The following is a 19,140-nucleotide window of genomic DNA, read 5'->3' on the forward strand; positions in this document are numbered from 1 at the left end:
GGTATGCGTTTTTGTCAGTTGAACCCGGCCCGCGCGGGCGCGCACCGGGCGAATGTGCACGCGCTGGCCCAATAAGAGACAATGGGGTGCGTGAGCACAGAATGCAGGAATGAAGCAACCAGACTAGTAATCATCGGCGGCGGGCCGGGCGGCTACGAGGCGGCCATCGGCGCGGCCCAACTGGGCGCCAACGTAACCATCGTGGAACGTGCCGGCATGGGCGGTTCGGCGGTGCTGACCGACGTGGTGCCCTCCAAGACCCTGATCGCCACCGCCGACGTGGTGCGCCGGGCCAAGCACTCCTCCAGCTTCGGGGTGAAGATCGAGGGGCTGGACGACGCCGAAACCGACTTCGCGGTGGTCAACCACCGGCTGCTGGACCTGGCCAAGGAGCAGTCCGCGGACATCCGCAACGGCCTGGAGCGGGCCGGGGTGCGCATCCTGATCGGGGAGGGGCGTCTGCTGGACGCCCACACCGTGGAGGTCACCGGCACCGACGGCAGCATCCAGAAGCTGGACGCCGACGCGGTGCTGCTGGCCACCGGCGCCCACCCGCGCGAACTGCCCACCGCCAAGCCCGATGGTGAGCGGATCTTCAACTGGACCCAGATCTATAACATGAATGACGTGCCCGAGCACCTGATCGTCATCGGTTCGGGCGTCACCGGCGCCGAGTTCGCCAGCGCCTACAACCTGCTGGGCGCCAAAGTCACCCTGGTGTCCTCCCGCGACCGGGTCCTGCCCGGTGAGGACGCCGACGCCGCCGGGGTGCTGGAGGACGTGTTCAAGCGCAACGGCCTGAACGTGGTCTCCCAGGCCCGTGCCGAAGCCGTCACCCGCCAGGGCGACAAGGTGCTGGTCACCCTCGCCGACGGGCGCGTGCTGGAAGGCAGCCACTGCCTGGTCGCCGTGGGCTCGATCCCGAACACCAAGGGCCTGGGCCTGGAGGAGGCCGGGGTGCAGCTGACCGATTCGGGGCACATCCGGGTCGACGGGGTTTCGCGCACCACCGCCAACAACGTGTACGCGGCCGGGGACTGCACCGGGGTGTTCAACCTGGCCTCGGTCTCGGCCATGCAGGGACGCATCGCCGTGGCCCACCTGCTGGGCGACTCGGTCAAGCCGATCAACCTGGACCTGGTCTCATCGAACATCTTCACCTCCCCGGAAATCGCGACCGTTGGTGTCTCCCAGCGCGCCGTGGCCGAGGGCAAGTACCAGGCGAACATCGTCAAGGTTGACCTGGCCACCAACGCCCGAGCCAAGATGATGAACATGGAGGAGGGGTTCGTCAAGATCGTCTCCCGCAAGGGCTCTGGCACCGTGATCGGCGGCGTGGTGGTTGCCCCGCGCGCCAGTGAACTGATCTACTCGCTGGCCCTGGCCGTGCAGAACAACCTACATGTGGATGACGTGGCCGAGACCTTCACCGTCTACCCGTCACTGGCCGGGTCGCTGGCCGAGGCGGCCCGCCGCCTGCACCGGCACATGTAACCCTCAATTCTGTGTTCGCCCCGTGGCGGGCTGGCGTTGCCCCGGTTGGGCCGCCAGCCCGCCACGGATCGTTAACCGAAGCCCCGTGCCGCGGCGCCGTCAGTTGCCGCCGCGGACAAGCGAGCCCGGCCCGGAGGGTAGGCTACAACCAGGCCCGGCAGGCGTCGGTTCGGAAGTAAGTTTTAGGTGGTGGAGCGCCCGTGTATCGGCTGCAGAGTCTGGATGGCCCGCGGAGTGTGCGCGATGAGGTCGTGGCGCTTTATGATGCCGTGGGCTGGGGTGCCTACACCGATCAGCCAGACATACTGCTGCAGGTGCTTGCAGCGAGCCTGCACACCGTGACGGCGTGGGACCAAACGCGGTTGGTCGGCCTGGCTCGCGTGGTCGGGGACGGACAAACGATCTGCTATCTGCAAGATGTGCTGGTGCATCCGGATCACCAGCGCCGCGGTCTGGGGCGGCGTCTGGTCCTTGAGGTGCTGCGGCCCTATGCGCGGGTGCGCCAAACGGTTCTGCTCACCGACGCGGATCCGGCGCTGGCCTCCTTCTATCGCGCACTGGGGTTTCACCGGGCCGCGGAGAATCCCGGGGCGCCATTGGAGTGCTTTGTCTCGCTGCGCTAAACCGCCTCAATGCGCCGCTGAGCCTTCCGTGGTCCCGTTTCCCTGCCTGCCGCCGGCCGTGGCTCCTTTCCTACCTCTTCCCAGTGGCGGATCTAGCGGTTATTCTCTGTAGCACGTTGCTCGAATCCGGCCACGACCAGCATTTGGGAGCACCAGCGTAAACATTGTCCAAATAATGGACACAAAATCCGCTATGTGGACTTGGCGCAGTAAGCTGGATCCATACATTTTTCGCTTTTCGCACCTTTGAAGGAGACGCCTCCATGTCTCAGGCAAGCCAGGTAGCGGTCCCGAAACAGAACACGCGCGGACGCGTGCTCTTTGCTTCGATGATCGGCACCACCATCGAGTTCTTCGACTTCTACGCGTACGCTACCGCGTCCGTCCTGGTCTTCCCGGCCCTGTTCTTCCCGAACGCAACCACCATCAACGCGATCCTCTCTTCGTTCGCAATCTTCGGTGTGGCCTTCCTGGCCCGTCCGCTGGGCTCAATTGTCTTCGGGCACTACGGCGACAAGCTGGGACGCAAGGGCACGCTGGTCGCCTCGCTGATGACCATGGGGATTGCCACCTTCCTGATCGGCTTCCTGCCCCCGGCCCAGGGCGGCTGGGTGGTGCTGGCTCCGCTGGCGCTGGTGCTGCTGCGTTTTGCCCAGGGCCTGGCCCTGGGTGGCGAATGGTCCGGCGCAGCCCTGCTGGCCACCGAAAACGCCCCGAAGAACAAGCGCGCCGTGTACGGCACCTTCCCGCAGCTGGGCGCTCCGGTCGGCTTCATCATCGCCAACCTGATGTTCGTTGCATTGCAGACCTGGCTGAGTCCCGAGGCGTTTTTGGCCTGGGGCTGGCGCGTACCGTTCTGGTTCTCCCTGGTCATGGTCATCGTGGGCCTGTGGGTGCGCCTGAAGCTGGTTGAATCCACCTCGTTCATGAAGGTCGTGGAACAGAAGAAGGTGGTCAAGTCCCCGTTCAGCGTCACCATGAAGCGGCACTGGCGTCCGGTGCTGGCCGGAACATTCATCATGTTCGCCACCTACGTGCTGTTCTACCTGATGACCTCCTTCACGCTTACCTACGGCACCGCGGCCGCCACCCCGGAGCAGGCGCAGGCCGCCGCCGACGCCGCCGGCAAGAGCTTTGATCCGGCCTCCTTCGTGCCGGGCCTGGGCATCGCCCGCCCCGAGTTCCTGACGATGCTGATCATCGGGGTGGTCTTCTTCGGCATCTTCACCGTCGCCTCCGGCCCGCTGGCCGAGAAGTACGGCCGTCGCAAGTTCCTGATCTACGTCACCGTGGGCATCCTGGTCTTCGGCGCCGCCTGGACCCTGTTCTTCGGACCGGGCAAGGGTGCGGCCATGGCCGGGCTGATCGTGGGGTTCACCTTGATGGGCCTGACCTTCGGGCCGATGGCGGCCTACCTGCCCGAGCTCTTCCCCTCCAATGTGCGCTACACCGGTTCGGCAGTCGCATACAACCTGTCCTCGGTGATCGGTGCCGCCCCGGCTTCGTTTGTGGCCATTGCCCTGTGGAATGCCGGGGAGGGCAGCACCGTCGGGGTGGGCGTCTACCTGGCCATTGCGGCGGTCGCGACCCTGATCGCGCTGCTGATGACCCGTGACACCCGCGACGTGGACATCGAGAACTACGTCGATTAAACACCCTCAGCGACCAGCGGACGGGAACCGTGTAGCCGGCCGCACCATTGCCATGTCAACGGACCATTTCCGCCCGGGTTTTTCGCCACCAGCCGCTGCCGCTAGGGTCCTAGCGACAACAGCTGGGAATGAAATTCCTGAAAGCGGACCAGGTGGGGCCCGGCCTACGTGGTCGCCGCCGGGGGTGCGGCGCTTGATAACGGAGTCAGTGATGCGCCCGCGTTTGGACTCGAGTTCCATTTGGGTGAGAGGCCGGTCAAGAGGGTGAAGACGATGGGTCTCAGGGGTGTTTGGGTATAGGCGTCGCCGCCGCCGAAGTTCAAGGCGCATAATACGGATTGTGGCCCCTGGTTGCGTTCTACGCCAGATCGGGCCGCCTGAGCGGCCACCGCCGGTTCGGGACGCCCGACACCGGGGCGGCACCAAAGCGGCGGCCGGGTTCGTGCCTCATGCACCAACCCGGCCGCCGCCCAAAAAGCCCGAGGTTATTCGGAGTCGTTGATCGAGGCGATCACGGCCCCGGCCGAAAGGGTCTCACCCGGGGTGACCTTCAGCCCGCTGACCACGCCATCGCGGTGCGCGGTGATCGGCTGCTCCATCTTCATGGCCTCCAACACCACGATCAGGTCCCCGGCGGTCACCGGGTCCCCGTCGTTCACCGCAACCTTCACGATGGTTCCCTGCATCGGGGAGAGCAGCTCGGTGCTGTTCCCGGCCCCGGCGGCCCCGCCCTTGCGGGTGCCCTTGCGCTTCTTCTTGCCGTTCTTGGCCGCGGCGCCATCGGTGACGCTGCCCAGCGATGCCGGCAGGGTCACCTCCAGGCGCTTGCCCCCGACCTCCACGGTCACGCTGGTGCGTTCGTCCGCTTCCTCGCTGTCCACCACGCCGGCAGCGAACGGCTCGATCGGGGTGTCGAACTCGGTCTCGATCCAGCGGGTGTGCACCGAGAACGCGCCGGTTTCGGGCACGAACGCCGGGTCGCTCATCACCGCACGGTGGAAGGGCAGCACCGTGGCCATCCCCTCGATCTGGAACTCCTCCAGGGCGCGGCGGGCACGGGCGGCGGCAACCTCACGGGTGGAACCGGTGACAATCAGCTTGGAGATCATCGAGTCGAAGTTGCCCGAGACGCTCTCCCCGGCCTCGATGCCCGAATCCAGGCGGACACCCGGACCGGCCGGCAGGGTCATGGAGGTGATGGTGCCGGGGGTGGGGATGAAGCCGCGTCCGGCGTCTTCCCCGTTGATCCGGAACTCGAAGGAGTGCCCGCGGATCTCGGGATCGCCATAGCCCAGCTGCTCGCCGCGGGCCAGGCGGAACTGCTCGCGCACCAGGTCCAGGCCGGTGACTTCCTCGGAGACCGGATGCTCAACCTGCAGGCGGGTGTTGACCTCCAGGAAGGAGATCACCCCATCCTGGCCGACCAGGAATTCGCAGGTGCCGGCACCCACGTAGCCGGCCTCCTTCAGGATCGCCTTGGAGGAATCGTACAGGCGCTGGACCTGCTCCTCGCTCAAGAACGGGGCCGGGGCCTCCTCAACCAGCTTCTGGTTGCGCCGCTGCAGCGAGCAGTCGCGGGTGGAGACGACCACCACGTTGCCCTCGGTGTCGGCCAGGCACTGGGTCTCCACGTGGCGTGGGGCGTCCAGGAAACGTTCGATGAAGCATTCGCCGCGGCCAAACGCGGCGGTCGCCTCACGCACCGCCGAGTCGTAGAGCTCGCCGATGCTTTCGCGCTCACGCACCACCTTGATGCCGCGCCCGCCGCCACCGTAGGCGGCCTTGATGGCCAGCGGCAGCCCGAACTCATCGGCGAAGGCATAGACCTCCTCGGCCGAGGCGACCGGGTCCTTGGTGCCCGGCACCAGCGGGGCGCCCACCTTCTCGGCGATGTGGCGGGCCTGCACCTTGTCACCCAGCTGTTCGATGGCGGCCGGGGGAGGCCCGATCCAGGTCAGCCCGGCGTCGATGACGGCCTGGGCGAACTCGGCGTTCTCGGCCAGGAACCCGTAGCCCGGGTGCACGGCATCCGCGCCCGAGCGCTCGGCCACATCCAGGATCTTCTCGATGCGAAGGTAGGAGTCGCCGGCCGTGGTCCCGCCCAGCGCGTAGGCTTCGTCGGCCAGTCGGACATGCAGGGCGTCGCGGTCCGAATCGGCGTACACGGCAACCGATTCGATGCCCTCGTCACGGGCGGCACGGATGATGCGCACCGCAATCTCGCCACGGTTGGCGATCAACACCTTCGTCAATGGGTTCATTGGTGGGCCTTGTCTTCAAGATTTCTAAAGTCTTCCTAGGGGAGCCTATCGGTTTTGTGGGAACTACATGTAATAACCCGCCTATCCCGGGATGAACCTCCGAAATTTTTGGAGGGTTCCTACAAAGCCGGTTCGGTGGGGACGGTTTCTAGGAGTCAGCGAAGAATGGTTGCGGCATGAAAATGGGCGTGCCTAGCGTGGCCAGACCAGCGGCACCGGCGGCGCAGCACACCGCCACGGTTGGGCCGCGGTCCCGGGCGGGGCAGCCCGGGGGACACTGGCATGGAAGGAACGGCAATGGCTGAACGGGTGAGCGCTGAGCAGGGACACGCGGATTTGGGGAAGGTTGACCGGATCGCCAAGATCTGGGGCACCCGCACCCCGTACGGGCGCGAGGAGCGGTGGCCGGTGCGGGTGGACCAGGTGCTGGCCGAGGGGGTGGAAGAATCCGAGGTTGAGCGCTGGGTGCAGTCCGCGTGCGTGCTGTGCAGCAACGGCTGCGGAATCGACATCGCGGTCAAGGACGGGACCATGGTCGGGGTGCGCGGACGCGCTGCGGACCGGGTCAACCACGGCCGGCTTGGACCCAAGGGGCTGTTCGCCAGCTGGCAGGCCATGAACAGTCCCGACCGGCTCACCACCCCCATGATCCGCCAGGACGGGGAACTGGTTCCCTGCGACTGGGACACCGCAATGGAGCGCATCGTGCAGCGCAGCCGCCACCTGCTGCAGACCAAGGGGCCGCTCAGCCACGGGTTCTACACCAGCGGGCAGCTGTTCCTGGAGGAGTACTACGCCCAGGCGATCGTGGGCAAGGCCGGGATCGGCACCCCACACATGGACGGCAATACCCGGCTGTGCACCGCCACCGCCGCCACCGCCTTGAAGGAATCCTTCGGCTCCGACGGGCAGCCCGGAAGCTATCGGGACATTGACGCATGCGATGCGATGTTCCTGTTCGGCCACAACATGGCCGAAACCCAGACCGTGCTCTGGGCCCGGGTGCTGGACCGGCTGGCCGGGCCGGACAAACCCCGGCTGGTGTGCGTGGATCCCCGGGACACCGACGTCGCCCGGCACGCCGAGGTGCACCTGGCGCTGAAGCCGGGGACCAACCTGGCCCTGATGCACGGGCTGGTGCGCGAACTGTTCGTCAACGGCTGGATCGACGAAGACTACATCCGCCGGCACACCATGAATGTGGAGGAACTGCGCTTCACCGTCGAACCGTGGACCCCACAGGAGGTGGCCCGCACCTGCGGGGTCGACGCCCAGGACGTACGCCGCGCCGCGGAGATCTTTGGCACCAGTGAACGGGTGCTCTCCACCGTGCTGCAGGGCTTCTACCAGTCCTCCCAGGCCACCGCCTCCTCCTGTGCCGTGAACAACCTGCACCTGCTGCGCGGGCTGATCGGCAAACCCGGCAGCGGGATCCTGCAGATGAACGGTCAGCCCACCGCCCAGAACAATCGCGAATGCGGGGCCGACGGGGACCTGTCCGGCTTCCGCAACTGGGAAAACCCGCAGCACGTGCAGGAGTTGGCCCAACTGTGGAACGTGGACCCGGCCACGATCCCGCACTGGGCGCCGCCCACCCACGCCATGCAGATCTTCCGCTACGTGGAGCAGGGCTCCATCCAGTTCCTGTGGGTTTCGGCCACCAACCCGGCCGTGTCACTGCCCGAACTGCCCCGCATCCGCGACATCCTGGCCAGTCGGGGCCTGTTCCTGGTGGTGCAGGACTTGTACCTGACCGAAACCGCGCAGTACGCCGACGTGGTGCTGCCGGCGGCCGGATGGGGTGAGAAAACCGGGACCTTCACCAACGTGGACCGCACGGTGCACCTCTCGCAGAAGGCGGTGGACCCGCCCGGCCAGGCCCGCAGCGACCTGCAGACGTTCATCGACTATTCGCGGCGGATGGGCTTCACCCAACTGGACGGCAGCCCGCTGTTGGACTGGCAGGGGCCCGAGGAGGCGTTCGAAGCCTGGAAGCTGTGCACCCGCGGGCGGCCATGCGACTACAGTGCGTTGACTTACCAGGCGCTGCGCGGGGGCAGCGGGGTGCCCTGGCCGTGCACCGAGCAGCAGCCCGGGGGCACCGAACGGCTGTACACGGATGGGGTGTTCAACACCGACCCGGATTACTGCGAAACCTACGGGCACGACCTGCTCACCGGCGGCACCGTCGGGCCGCAGGCCTACAAGGCGATGAACCCGGCAGGGCGGGCCATCTTCAAGACCGCGCCGTACCATCCCACCCATGAAACCCCGGACACCGGCTACCCGTTCCGCTACACCACCGGGCGCACCGCCTACCACTTCCACACCCGCACCAAGACCGGGCGCAGCCCCCAGCTGAACGCCGCCGCCCCGCAGGCCTGGGTGGAGATCTCCGCGGTGGACGTCGCCACCGGGGGCCTGAACGAGGGCGACATCGTCAGCGTGGAATCCCGCCGCGGACATATCAGCGCGGCCCTGCGCATCAGCGATGTGCGCGAGGGAACCATCTTCGCGCCCTTCCACTACGGCTACTGGGATGAGGGCGGCACCCCGGCCACCGCACACCGGGCCGCGAACGAGCTGACCCTGACCGAATGGGACCCGGTCTCCAAGCAGCCGGTACTGAAAAACTCGGCCGTGCGCCTGCGCAAGGTGGCCGACGCAGAGGGCCCCGCCCCGGCCCCCACCACGACCGCCTCCCACCCAGCCACCCACCCCCACCACGCCGCGCGCTCCCGCCGGGTGGTGCCCACCACCGGTGGGCCGGCCGCGCTGGCCAGTGAAGAATTCCCTCCGGCAGCACCGTCGGATGACCCTGCGAGCAAGGAGCAGCCATGAACCTGTCCACCTACCTGAGCCTGCTGGAAAAATCCGAAAGCACCCTGGCCGAGTCCTTCCGCCAGGTCGCCGAAGGGCACGGCCACGAACCGGATGTGCACTTCATCTGCCAGACCCTGGCCAAGCAATGCGATGAGCACCAGCGCGCCCTGCAGACGATCGTGCGGCGCTACGGGCAGGGCGACGTCGACGACGAACCCGAACGCCTGCACGCCGACGGGCTGAGCGAAACCCGCAAGGGGCCGCTGGGGCTGCTGCGCGATCTGCAGGACCTCTACCTGCTGGCCTCCCTGGTTGACATCACCTGGACCATGGTGAAGCAGGCCGGTCAGGGGCTGCGCGATGAGGAACTGCTCGACGTGGTACGCGCCTGCGAGGAAGAAACCGAAAAACAGCTGAAGTGGCTGAGCACCCGGATGAAGCAGGCCGCCCCGCAGGCGCTGCTGATCGCCGAGTAACGCCGCGCGGCCGAGAGAAGGGGACCCATGCCCAAGCAAGCGATGCACGCCCGACTGGCCGAGTCCAAAGGCCGGCTGGGCAGCAGCCTCTACGCGGCCATCCTCTGCCTGCTGGTGCTGGCCGCCAGCGGCGGGATCGGCCTGGCCCTGAAATCACCCTGGCTCTTTCCCAGCCTGGGCCCCACGGTGATGCTGTTCTTCGAATCCCCGCAACTGAAATCCGCGCGCCCCGCCAACGCGCTGATCGGGCACCTGGTGGGCCTGGCCGCCGGGGCGGCCTGCCTTTACGGCTTCGGCCTGCAACATCAGGCCGCTACCCCGGTCGGGGGAGTGAGCCTCACCCATGTGGCTGCCGGGGCGCTATCGGTCGCACTGACCACGCTGGTGCTGACCTGGACGAACAAACCACACCCGCCAGCCGGGGCCACCACATTGATCATCAGCCTGGGGATTTTGAGCACCCCGGCCGAACTGCTGTCCATGCTCGGGGCGATCATCTTCATTACCGTCCTTGGCTGGGGCCTGAATCTGCTGCTGGGCACCAAGCCTGCGACCGGCAAGTAGCCGGGGTACCCCAGCTACCTCTCGGCTTGGTGGGCCCGAGGTGGGGAAGCGGTTTTTATCCAGGCCGCCAGCCAGCAGGCCTGCACGGCGGCGTCAAGCAGGTAGATCCGGCTGATGCGCCCGCTGCCGCCGTAGCGAAGATCAACGCCGCCGAAGGACAGGGCAGCGCCAATGCCAATCCTGCGCGCCGTGGTCAAGCCTTCGCTCGTGGCGCGCGTGCGCAGCTGCTGGTAGGCCAGCGTAACCGCGAGCCCGCTGACGCACCTGACCAACCAGTCATCGACCTTGGGGCCCAGCACCGCTTCAAAACTCCGGTAGTGCAGCAGCGGCCACACCCCGGTCACCAGCAAGTGCAGGCCCTGGGCCCTGGCTAGGGCCCTGCCCGTCCGCGCTGCCGGGCCCGGTGGGGCCGACACCTCGAACCCGGTCTCGTTGCACACCATTCTCTGCTCCCATGTCTCACGCCGTGCCAAAGACCGACACCGTCGAAAGTTCCCTGAGCATAGGCACCCTTCCTTCCGCAGGCAACACCGAACCGGTGATTCCCAGCAGACCGGCACCCGCGGGGTGCGACTGAAACGTTCTTTAGTATCGTGAAGGAATGGCTCGATTACTGGACCGGCTGCACGGCGCACTGACCCGGCACGTACCGCTCCAGCTCCCTGCCTGCCTGCATCGGATCCGTGAGCGGGGCGTGGGGCAACTGCGCCGGGGCCAGGGTTGGCTGCTGGACTACCTGTACGCCGGTTACTGGCAGGCCCGCGCTTTCCTGCGCCCGGTGGCCGAGCAGGAGCTGCTCAGTTACTCCGATGCCCAGGCCGCGCCCGTGCTGCTGATCCCGGGCATCTGGGAGACCTGGCAATTCCTGCTCCCGGTCGCCCGGCACCTGCACCAGGCCGGCCATCCGGTGCATGCGGTCAGCGGGATCGGGTACAACCGGGGCACCGTGCCGCAAATGTCCCGCCTGGTTTCGGACTACCTGGCCGAACATGACCTGAACGGGGTAGTCATCGTGGCGCACAGCAAGGGCGGGCTGATCGGCAAACATGCCATGAGCGCCTCCCCGCACCCCGAGCGGATTGCCAAGATGGTGGCGATCAGCACCCCGTTCTCCGGCTCGGTGTACGCCCGCTTCGCACCGATCCGTTCCCTGCGCGCCTTTTCGCCGCGCAACGCCGGACTGCTGCAGCTGGCAGCGAACCTGGCGGTGAATTCGCGGATCACCTCCATCTACAGCTCCTTCGATCCGCACATTCCCGGCGGCAGCCAGCTTCAGGGGGCCCAGAACATCAAGTTGGAGACCATGGGGCATTTCCGGCTGCTCAACGACCCGCGCCTGCTGGAAGCCGTGCGTGAACAGGTGGCCGCCCCGGTGCCCGAGGAAACCTACCTGGGGGTGGAACGGCCCGAGCAGCCGGAATAGGCCCAACACACAATGCCCCGAACGGATCTCGCCGTTCGGGGCATTTCATGCTTGAGGGTTCTCAGCGGCCGGCTAGGCCCAGAGTTCGGTGATCGCCACGCCATGTTCGGCCAGCAGCCGGCGCAGCATGCTCACATCAAGGCCAACCACGCTTTGATAGTTGCCCTCGATGGATTCGATGAACGCGGAGGCCAGCCCGTCGATGGTGAACGCACCGGCGCACGGCAACGGTTCGCCGCTGGCCACATACGCCTCGATCTCCGCGTCGCCGACCTGGGCGAAGTGCACCACGGTTGCCGAGCCCAGCCCCACGGACCGGCCCCCGCCGGCGGCAATGAGCCAGTGTCCCGAATGCAGCACCCCGGCGGAGCCGCGCAACTGCTGCCAGCGCTGGCGGGCCACGTCCGCGGTGTGCGGTTTGCCGTAGGCGACCCCGTCGATCTCGAACACCGAATCACAGCCCAGCACCAAGGTGCCCGCTGGGGCCTGGGCCGCAACGGCCTCGGCCTTGGCCTTGGCCAGCAGCAGCGCGGTGGCGGCCGCGTCCTGCGGACCGTGCTGCGCCTCGGCGGCGGCCAGCACGGCGTCCTCGTCCACGGAGGACACCTGGGTGTCAAAGCGGATGCCCGCATCGGTGAGCACCCGGCGCCGGCCGGGGGAGGCCGAGGCCAGCAGCAGGCGCGGGGCCTGCGCGGGGTCCTGGTTCAGGATCTGTTCGCTCATGCGTTCACGCTTTCGGTGTGGCTTGCCCGGTCGTGGTGGTGTTCGTCGCGTTCCTCCAGCAGGGCGGTGAGCCCCTCGCCCTCGACGTCCACGTTCGGCAGGATCCTATCCAGCCACTTGGGAAGGTACCACGCCTTGTCGCCCAGCAGGTGCATCACGGCCGGGATCAGGGTCATGCGCACCACGAACGCGTCGAACAGCACGCCGAAGGCCAGCGCGAAGCCCAGCGGGCGAATCATCGCCAGGTGGGAGAAGATGAACCCGGCGAACACCGAGATCATGATCAGCGCCGCGGCGGTGACCACCGGGGCGGTCATGGAGAAGCCCGAACGCACCGCGTCACGGGCCGATTCACCGTGCACGAACCGTTCACGCATCGCCGAGACCAGGAACACCTGGTAGTCCATGGCCAGGCCGAACAGGATGCCGGTGAGCAGGATCGGCAGGAAGCTGAGCAGCGGTCCCGGGACGTTGACCCCGAATACGCCCGAGAGCCAGCCGAACTGGTAGACCGCGGTGCTGGCGCCGAACGCGGCGGCCAGCGAGAGCAGGAAGCCGCCGGTGGCCAGCAGCGGCACCACCAGGGAACGGAAGACCAGCAGCAGCAGGATCAGCGACAGGCCCACCACGATGCTCAGGTACGGGGCCAGCGCGTTGGTGACCACCTCGGAAACGTCGATCTGCGCGGCCACCTGACCGGTCACGGCCATGTCGGTGATGCCGGTGGCGGACTGGATCCGCTCGGCGTCATCCCGCAGTTCGTGCACCAGGTTCTCGGTGGCTTCCGAGGCCGGCCCGTCGGCCGGAATCACCTGGATCGCCACCAGTGAGCGGTCATCGGTCATGGTGGCCGGGATCGCGGCGATCACCGCATCATGGGTGCGCAGCTGATCGGCCACATCCAGGGCCAGCGAATCGGCCTGGCGCTGGTTCAGGTCCCCGGGCAGGTCGGCCAGCACCAGCAGCGGCCCGTTGTACCCGGCGCCGAACTTGTCACTGGTCTGCTGGTAGGCCTGGAACGCCATCGAATCGGCGGCCTCGGCCGAGCCATCGGGCAGGGCGGTGCGCATCTGGGTGGCCGGCAGGGCGATGGTGCCCAGCACCGCAACCACCACCAGGCTCACCGGGATCGCGGCCTTGGTCAGCAGCTGTACCCAGCGCGCCGACTTCGGCTCGGAAACCACCCCGGCGGCGGCCCGTTCACGGGCCCGCTTCGAGACGATCTTGTCGCCCACCAGGGACAGCAGCGCCGGCAGCAGGGTGATTGCCAGCAGCACCGCCATCAGCACGGTGAACGCGGCCGACAGGCCCAGCACGCTCAGGAAAGGCAGGCCCGGCACGGTCAACGCGGCCAAGGCGATGATCACGGTCAGCCCGGCGAAGACCACCGCGTTGCCGCTGGTGCCCACCGCCCGGGCGATCGACTCACCGACCTGCATGCCGCCCAGCACCTGGGTGCGGTGCCGGTGGATGATGAACAGCGCGTAGTCGATTCCCACCGCCAGGCCCAGCATCAGCGCCAGGGCCGGGGTAATGGAGGCCATGTCCACCAATGAGGAGAACGCCAGGGTGGTGCCCACACCGGCGCCGACGCCCAGCAGCGCCAACAGCAGCGGCAGCCCGGCGGCGATCAGCGTACCTAGCATCACGATCAGCACGATCGCGGCCACCACCAGGCCCACCACCTCGGCGGCCCCGAACACCTCGGAGATGTCCTGCAGGATTTCCTTGGAGAACAGCACCTCCACGCCGGCGGCCTGCGGTCCGGTGGCGATCGCGGTGATCGCCTCACGGTCGGCCGGGGTCAGCGCATCGGTCTGCCCGCGGAAGGACACCTGGGCCACGGCGGTGGAACCGTCCTCGGAGATGAAGCGCATGTCCGAGGAGGCGCCCACCTGGCGGGCGGCGAAGTCCAGTTCGGCCCGTCCACGCTCCAGTTCACGCTCGGCCTGCGGCAGCTTCGCCTCGGCCTCCTCCAGCTCCCTGGTCTTCTGCTTGACGGTGGCTTCGCCGTCCTTCAGCTGCTTCTCGGCGGCGGCCAGTTCGGCCTTGCCCGCCTCGAACTTGGCCTTCTGCTTGTCGAACTCGGCCTGCCCCGCGTTCAGCTCCGCCCGCCCGGCATTGATTTCCTGCCATCCGGCGGCCAGCTTGGCGCGGTTGGCATCCAGTTCCCTCTTGCCGGCGTCCAGCTGCTTCTTGGCCTGGGCCAGCTTGGGGCCAGCCGCCTCCAGCTCGCCGCGCTTGGATTCCAGCTGCTGGCGTCCGGCGTTCAGCTGCTGCTTGCCCGAATCCAACTGGGCGCGGGCCTGGTCAAGCTGCTTCAGCCCGGCCTGGGCCTGGGCGATCTGCTGCAGGGAAGCCTGGGATTTCTCTTGCCCGGATGCAGCTGCCGAGCGTTGTTTTTTCAGCTCTTCGATGCTCGCCTGGGTGGTGGCGATGCCTTCCTTCAGTTTGTCGAGTTCCTCGGTAGCACCGTTCTTCTCGGCTTCGGCCAGTTGGCTATTGAGTTTCTTCAACTTTGCCTCGGCTTGGCTTATCCCCGCATCAAGGGTCTTCAGCCCATCCTCGGCCTGCTGCAGCCCCTGCTGGGCCTGCTTCTTGCCGGCGGCAAGTTCCTTTTCCCGTTCGGCGCGGGACTTGCCGTCCAGGATCTTGTTCAGGTTCGCCCGGTACTGCTTTTCCCCGGCGGCCAATTCCTTGGCCGACGCATCGAGCTTCTGTTCCCCGGCGGCAAACTGCTTTTGCCCGGCCGCGTACTGTGCGTACCCGGACTGGTACTCGGCCATCCCGGCCTTCCACTGGCGTTCGCCGGCATCAAACTGGGCCTGCCCCTTGCGCAGTTCGGCTTCCCCCGAGCGCAGCTCTGCCCAGCCCTGGGCAAGCTTCGCCTCGGCGGCGTTGATCTGCGGTTCGCCCTGCTTGATTTCCTTCTGCCCGTCGAACAGCTGGGCCCAGCCCTCGGTCAGCTCCTCGCGCGCGTCCTCCAACTGCTGCTTGCCGTCGGCGATCTGCTGTTTGCCGTCCTCGAGCTCCTTCTGCCCGTCGTCCAGCTTCTTTTGCGCCTTGGCCAGTTCCGGCTCGGCCTCATCAAGCTGTTCCTGCAGCTCGAACGGGCGGGCCACGTTCACAACCTCACGGTGGTGCTCCAGCTGATCCAGCGCCGACTCGATGGCCTGGGACTGCTGCTCGTTGAGCGGACGGTTGCTGGATTCGCGGAAGACAATCGCCCCGGAGCCGCCAGCCAGGTCCGGAAGTTCACGTTCCATCCGGTCCAGGGTGCGCTGGGTTTCGGTGCCCGGCAGGGAGAAGGTGTTGGACAGCTGGCCCATGAACAAGGTAGCGCTGGTGCCGATGGCGATGAAGACGGCCAACCAGATGGAGATCATCCGGAAACGGTGCCGGTGGGCCCAGGAGGCCAGGCGGTAAAGGAAGGAAGCCATGGGGGTTAAAGGTCCTTGTCCGTGGAATCGGAGGTGGTCAAAAGCGCCGGGAAGCCGTCACGCAGCTGCTCCAGGGCGTGGGTGAGCAGCGAATGCAGTTCCTGGATCTGCTGCGGGGAAATGTCCAGGGGGGCGTTGGCCTCTGGACCGGTGGTGATCGCCAGCTGGCGGGTCCATTCCTCGAAGGCGGCCTGCCCGGCCCCCAGCACGACGTGGGAGAAGATCCGCACCTCGAACGGGTCGGCCTCCGGGTACTTGCGCTCAATGGTGGTGATGATGTCCCGCGAGGAGTTCTGCCACTGGTTCGGCTGGCTACCGCCGGGCTGGTGCGAGCAGTCCTCGGCGTAGATCCCCAGGTAGGCCACCGGTTCCAGCAGCTGCGGAACCCCGGCGCCCTGCAGGGCCCGGATGGCGGCGGTGATCAGCGGCAGTTCCTGGGTGGATTCGGCCAGGACCTCCACCACGCGGTCCAGCAGCCGCTGCAGCGGTTCGGCCAGCACGGCGTCCACGGTGGGGAAGTAGTTGAACAGGGTGCGCCGGGAGATGCCGGCGGCCTCGGCGATGGCGGTGGCGGTCATGGCCTCGCGGCCCTGGTTGCGCAGCAGCGTCAACGCGGCGTCTACAATGGCCTGCCGGGTTGCCTGCTTGTTCATTTCACGGCGGGTGCCGCTGGAGTCAGTTGTCACGAGTTTTACACTACGTGCAATTTTGCACTCGGTGCAAACCCTTTTTCGTGTGTTCGGTCACAGCCGGAACCCGCCTGGTGTTGCAGGGTCCGTCAACACGAAAGCGGGGCCGAATCCGTGATGGATTCGGCCCCGCTCTCTAATGGCTGGCCCGTAGCCGGACCGGCCCGGGATGAGCCCGGTTAGTGCACCGGCTGCGCCTGCGGCTCCGGCTGGGAGGTGGCGGCGTGCTCATCGGCGAACGGATTACCCGCCCGTGGCGCGTCGTACAGGTCGTTATCCAAGATGCCCTCGCGCTTGGCCACGATCGTGGGCACCAGCGCCTGGCCGGCCACGTTCACCGCGGTGCGGCCCATGTCGATGATCGGGTCCACGGCCATCAGCAGGCCCACGCCGGCCAGCGGCAGGCCCAGGGTGGACAGGGTCAGGGTCAGCATTACGATCGCGCCGGTGGTGCCGGCGGTCGCGGCCGAACCGAGCACCGAGACCAGGGCGATCAGCAGGTAGTCGGTCAGCCCCAGGTCAATGTGGAAGAACTGGGCGACGAAGATCGCCGAAACCGCCGGGTAGATGGCCGCGCAGCCATCCATCTTGGTGGTCGCGCCCAGCGGCACCGCGAAGGAGGCGTAGCCGGAGGGTACGCCCAGGTTGCGTTCGGTCACCCGCTGGGTCAGCGGCAGGGTGCCGATCGAGGAGCGGGAAACAAAGCCCAGCTGCACCGCCGGCCACACCCCGGAGAAGTACTGCTTGATGCCCAGCCCGTGCAGGCGCACCAGCACCGGGTAGAGCGCGAACAGCACCAGCGCCAGGCCCACGTAGATCGCCAGGGTGAACTTGCCCAGCGCACCAATGGTGTCCCAGCCGTAGACGGCCACGGCGTTGCCGATCAGGCCAATGGTGCCGATCGGGGCGATGCGGATGATCCACCACAACACCTTTTGGATGATGGCCAGGAAGGAGGCGGAGAAGTCCAGGAACGGCTTGGCGGCCTCGCCCACCTTCAGTGCGGCCACGCCCACGGCGATGGCGATCACCAGGATCTGCAGCACGTTGAAGCTCAGCGACGTGCTGGCCGCCCCGTCCTCAATGCTGGTGTTGGCTCCCAGCCCCAGGAAGTTGGCCGGGATCAGCCCGGTGAGGAAGCCCAGCCAGCTGCCGGTCTTGCCGTCGTAGTTCTCCGGCATGTCCTGGCCGGTATTGGCGCCGGGCTGGAACACCAGCCCCAGGGTGATGCCGATCAGCACCGAGATCAGTGCGGTGATCCCGAACCACAGCAGGGTCTGCCAGGCCAGACGGGCGGCATTGGTGACCTTGTCGAGATTCGCGATCGAGGCGACCACGGCGAAGAAGATCAGCGGCACCACTGCGGCACGCAGCAGGGAGACGTAGCTGGAGCCGACGATCTGCAGGGCCTGGCCCAATGCGGTGGGCTCCTCGGCGGTGCTGCCGGTGTACTTGGCAACCAGGCCGAGGATGAGCCCGATGATCAGGGCCGCGATGATCTGCGGCCCGAAGCCGGTCACCCAGCCGGGAAGTCTTTTGGTGTTCAGTGAAGTAGCCATGATCAACCACCGTAGGGGGCGTAACGTATCAGCAAAGAACCAATATTTCTTATTATTACGAAAGCCGAATTTTTGCTGATTGTGTCACGCCCGCCTGTGCCGCGCTTCACCGAAAGGCACGGAATAAAGCGTTAACCACGCAATGGTTCGTCATACTCGCCCAGTACGGCGCCAGACGGGCCTGCGCCAGCCAATCCGTGCGGGGACGCGTGCTACTCGACCCAGGCCGCGGCCCGTACCGGGGCCCCGTCGCAGGATTCCAGGTTCAGGGGAAAGAATCCGATGCGGCAGGAATCGGGCAACCCGGTGGCGCCGCGCAGGTTCTCCACGATTAGCCGGTCGCTGCCCAGCACCAGCTCGTGCACCGGAAACCCGGTGGCGTGTTCTTCCTGCCGGGTGTGGTCCGGGTTCAGCGTGTCCACGGCCAGCACCCGCATCCCGCGCTCGATCAGCAATTGCACAAGCGCCGGCTCCAGCACCGGATGCTCCAGGTAGGAGTCGGTGCCGTAATGCCGGTCCCACCCCGTGGCGATCACCACGATCGGTGGAACCGATTCGGGAATCTGCCCGCCGAGGCGCTCCCGGCCAAGAACCTCCCGCGGCCGGGCCTGGCCCACCTGGATCACCACCGCTTGCGCGCACAGCTCATCCAGGTCGATCTGCGAGGTGCTGCGCCCCGCGGCGATTACGTGGCTTGGCGCATCCAGGTGGGTTCCGGTGTGCGAACCGCAGTGAACCGCGGTGACGGCCACACCGTCAGTCGTCTGCTGCAGCGCCGGCTGCAGTAGGACCTGGGGATCCTGCGGGTAGACCTGCATGCCGCTGCTGATCGGGTGCGTCAAGTCAAGGACTGGCATGCGAGCTCCGTTCCGTTTTGATTGGCTCTCGAACCGGTGAGCGGCGCTTCCGCTCCCGGCGCGCCCTGCTCCAGCAACCCTAGTGAACGATCAGGGGAGTGGGAAGGAGAGGCAGGCCAAACTACGATGGGGAAAACAGGTTGAGGAAAGGGCAGAACCGTGAAGATCTACATCACCAGCGTCTTTGTTGATGACCAAAGCAGGGCCCGCGATTTTTACACCCGCGTCCTGGGCTTCAAGATCAAGCACGACATCCCGATGGGCACCGACAGCTGGATCACGCTGACCGCACCCGGGGAGCTGGATGGACCGGAGCTGCTGCTTGAACCCTCCAGCCACCCGGCGGTGCTGCCCTTCAAGCAGGCCCTGGTGGCTGACGGAATACCCTTCACCTCATTCGCCGTCCAGGACGTGCAGGCCGAATACCGGCGGCTGCGGGGGTTGGGCGTGGAATTCACCCAGGAACCCACCGACATGGGGCCGGTGACCACCGCCGTCTTCGATGACACCTGCGGCAATCTGATCCAGCTGAGCAGCTACGCGGGCTAAGCGCCGC

At 66.8% G+C, this 19,140-nt stretch carries 15 protein-coding genes; 8 read left to right on the forward strand and 7 right to left on the reverse strand.

Features of this window, described 5'->3' with window-relative positions; translation table 11 throughout:
• Window positions 1–81 precede the first annotated feature (81 nt).
• From GcLGCM259_RS03365 to GcLGCM259_RS03375, 3 genes are all read left to right on the forward strand, one after another.
• Entirely contained in the window at window positions 82–1,494 is a 1,413-nt protein-coding gene (locus GcLGCM259_RS03365; RefSeq protein WP_138925764.1) for an NAD(P)H-quinone dehydrogenase, read from the forward strand.
• Window positions 1,495–1,694: 200 nt separating this feature from the next.
• Window positions 1,695–2,117 carry a GNAT family N-acetyltransferase gene (locus tag GcLGCM259_RS03370; protein WP_175419312.1) on the forward strand — a complete coding sequence of 141 codons (423 nt, stop codon included), beginning with the start codon at window positions 1,695–1,697 and terminating at the stop codon, window positions 2,115–2,117.
• 263 nt (window positions 2,118–2,380) lie between these two features.
• Window positions 2,381–3,769 carry an MFS transporter gene (locus GcLGCM259_RS03375; RefSeq protein WP_138175335.1) on the forward strand — a complete coding sequence of 463 codons (1,389 nt, stop codon included), beginning with the start codon at window positions 2,381–2,383 and terminating at the stop codon, window positions 3,767–3,769.
• Window positions 3,770–4,254: 485 nt separating this feature from the next.
• Here GcLGCM259_RS03375 and GcLGCM259_RS03380 read toward each other — a convergent pair whose 3' ends face one another.
• Complete coding sequence (locus tag GcLGCM259_RS03380) at window positions 4,255–6,030, reverse strand: acetyl/propionyl/methylcrotonyl-CoA carboxylase subunit alpha (RefSeq protein ID WP_138925765.1); 1,776 nt, start codon at window positions 6,028–6,030, stop codon at window positions 4,255–4,257.
• Window positions 6,031–6,327: 297 nt separating this feature from the next.
• On the opposite strand from GcLGCM259_RS03380, the gene GcLGCM259_RS03385 reads away from it, so the two are divergent.
• From GcLGCM259_RS03385 to GcLGCM259_RS03395, 3 genes are read left to right on the forward strand one after another with little or no spacing between them, the layout of a single operon-like run.
• Entirely contained in the window at window positions 6,328–8,871 is a 2,544-nt protein-coding gene (locus tag GcLGCM259_RS03385) for a molybdopterin oxidoreductase family protein (protein ID WP_138925766.1), read from the forward strand.
• Window positions 8,868–9,329 (forward strand): hypothetical protein, encoded by a 462-nt coding sequence (locus GcLGCM259_RS03390; RefSeq protein ID WP_138925767.1) that lies wholly within the window; start codon window positions 8,868–8,870, stop codon window positions 9,327–9,329. Before GcLGCM259_RS03385 ends, GcLGCM259_RS03390 begins: the two co-directional genes overlap by 4 nt.
• A 27-nt stretch (window positions 9,330–9,356) precedes the next feature.
• The gene (locus GcLGCM259_RS03395; RefSeq protein WP_138925768.1) at window positions 9,357–9,893 is read left to right on the forward strand and encodes an HPP family protein; all 537 of its coding nucleotides are present in this window, start codon (window positions 9,357–9,359) and stop codon (window positions 9,891–9,893) included.
• Between the two features lie 14 nt (window positions 9,894–9,907).
• Here the strand turns inward: GcLGCM259_RS03395 and GcLGCM259_RS03400 are convergent, their stop codons facing one another.
• Window positions 9,908–10,336, reverse strand: coding sequence for a hypothetical protein (locus GcLGCM259_RS03400; protein ID WP_246049738.1), 429 nt, complete (start codon window positions 10,334–10,336; stop codon window positions 9,908–9,910).
• A gap of 158 nt (window positions 10,337–10,494) precedes the next feature.
• Between GcLGCM259_RS03400 and GcLGCM259_RS03405 the strand changes: the two genes are divergently transcribed.
• Entirely contained in the window at window positions 10,495–11,316 is an 822-nt protein-coding gene (locus GcLGCM259_RS03405; protein WP_175419313.1) for an esterase/lipase family protein, read from the forward strand.
• 72 nt (window positions 11,317–11,388) lie between these two features.
• Here the strand turns inward: GcLGCM259_RS03405 and GcLGCM259_RS03410 are convergent, their stop codons facing one another.
• From GcLGCM259_RS03410 to GcLGCM259_RS03430, 5 genes are all read right to left on the reverse strand, one after another.
• Window positions 11,389–12,039 (reverse strand): Maf family protein, encoded by a 651-nt coding sequence (locus tag GcLGCM259_RS03410; protein WP_138925769.1) that lies wholly within the window; start codon window positions 12,037–12,039, stop codon window positions 11,389–11,391.
• Window positions 12,036–15,479, reverse strand: coding sequence for an MMPL family transporter (locus GcLGCM259_RS03415; RefSeq protein WP_138925770.1), 3,444 nt, complete (start codon window positions 15,477–15,479; stop codon window positions 12,036–12,038). The genes GcLGCM259_RS03410 and GcLGCM259_RS03415 overlap by 4 nt, the downstream gene beginning before the upstream one ends.
• 5 nt (window positions 15,480–15,484) lie before the next feature.
• Complete coding sequence (locus GcLGCM259_RS03420) at window positions 15,485–16,165, reverse strand: TetR/AcrR family transcriptional regulator (protein ID WP_138925771.1); 681 nt, start codon at window positions 16,163–16,165, stop codon at window positions 15,485–15,487.
• Between the two features lie 182 nt (window positions 16,166–16,347).
• The gene (locus tag GcLGCM259_RS03425) at window positions 16,348–17,727 is read right to left on the reverse strand and encodes a dicarboxylate/amino acid:cation symporter (RefSeq protein WP_138925772.1); all 1,380 of its coding nucleotides are present in this window, start codon (window positions 17,725–17,727) and stop codon (window positions 16,348–16,350) included.
• 212 nt (window positions 17,728–17,939) lie between these two features.
• A complete protein-coding gene (locus GcLGCM259_RS03430) occupies window positions 17,940–18,584 on the reverse strand; it encodes a cyclase family protein (RefSeq protein ID WP_138925773.1) in 645 nt (214 codons plus the stop codon).
• A gap of 159 nt (window positions 18,585–18,743) precedes the next feature.
• Between GcLGCM259_RS03430 and GcLGCM259_RS03435 the strand changes: the two genes are divergently transcribed.
• The gene (locus GcLGCM259_RS03435) at window positions 18,744–19,133 is read left to right on the forward strand and encodes a VOC family protein (RefSeq protein ID WP_138175317.1); all 390 of its coding nucleotides are present in this window, start codon (window positions 18,744–18,746) and stop codon (window positions 19,131–19,133) included.
• Window positions 19,134–19,140 lie beyond the last annotated feature (7 nt).

The organism is Glutamicibacter creatinolyticus (assembly GCF_006094275.1).
In the GTDB taxonomy this organism is placed as follows: Bacteria; Actinomycetota; Actinomycetes; order Actinomycetales; family Micrococcaceae; genus Glutamicibacter; species Glutamicibacter creatinolyticus.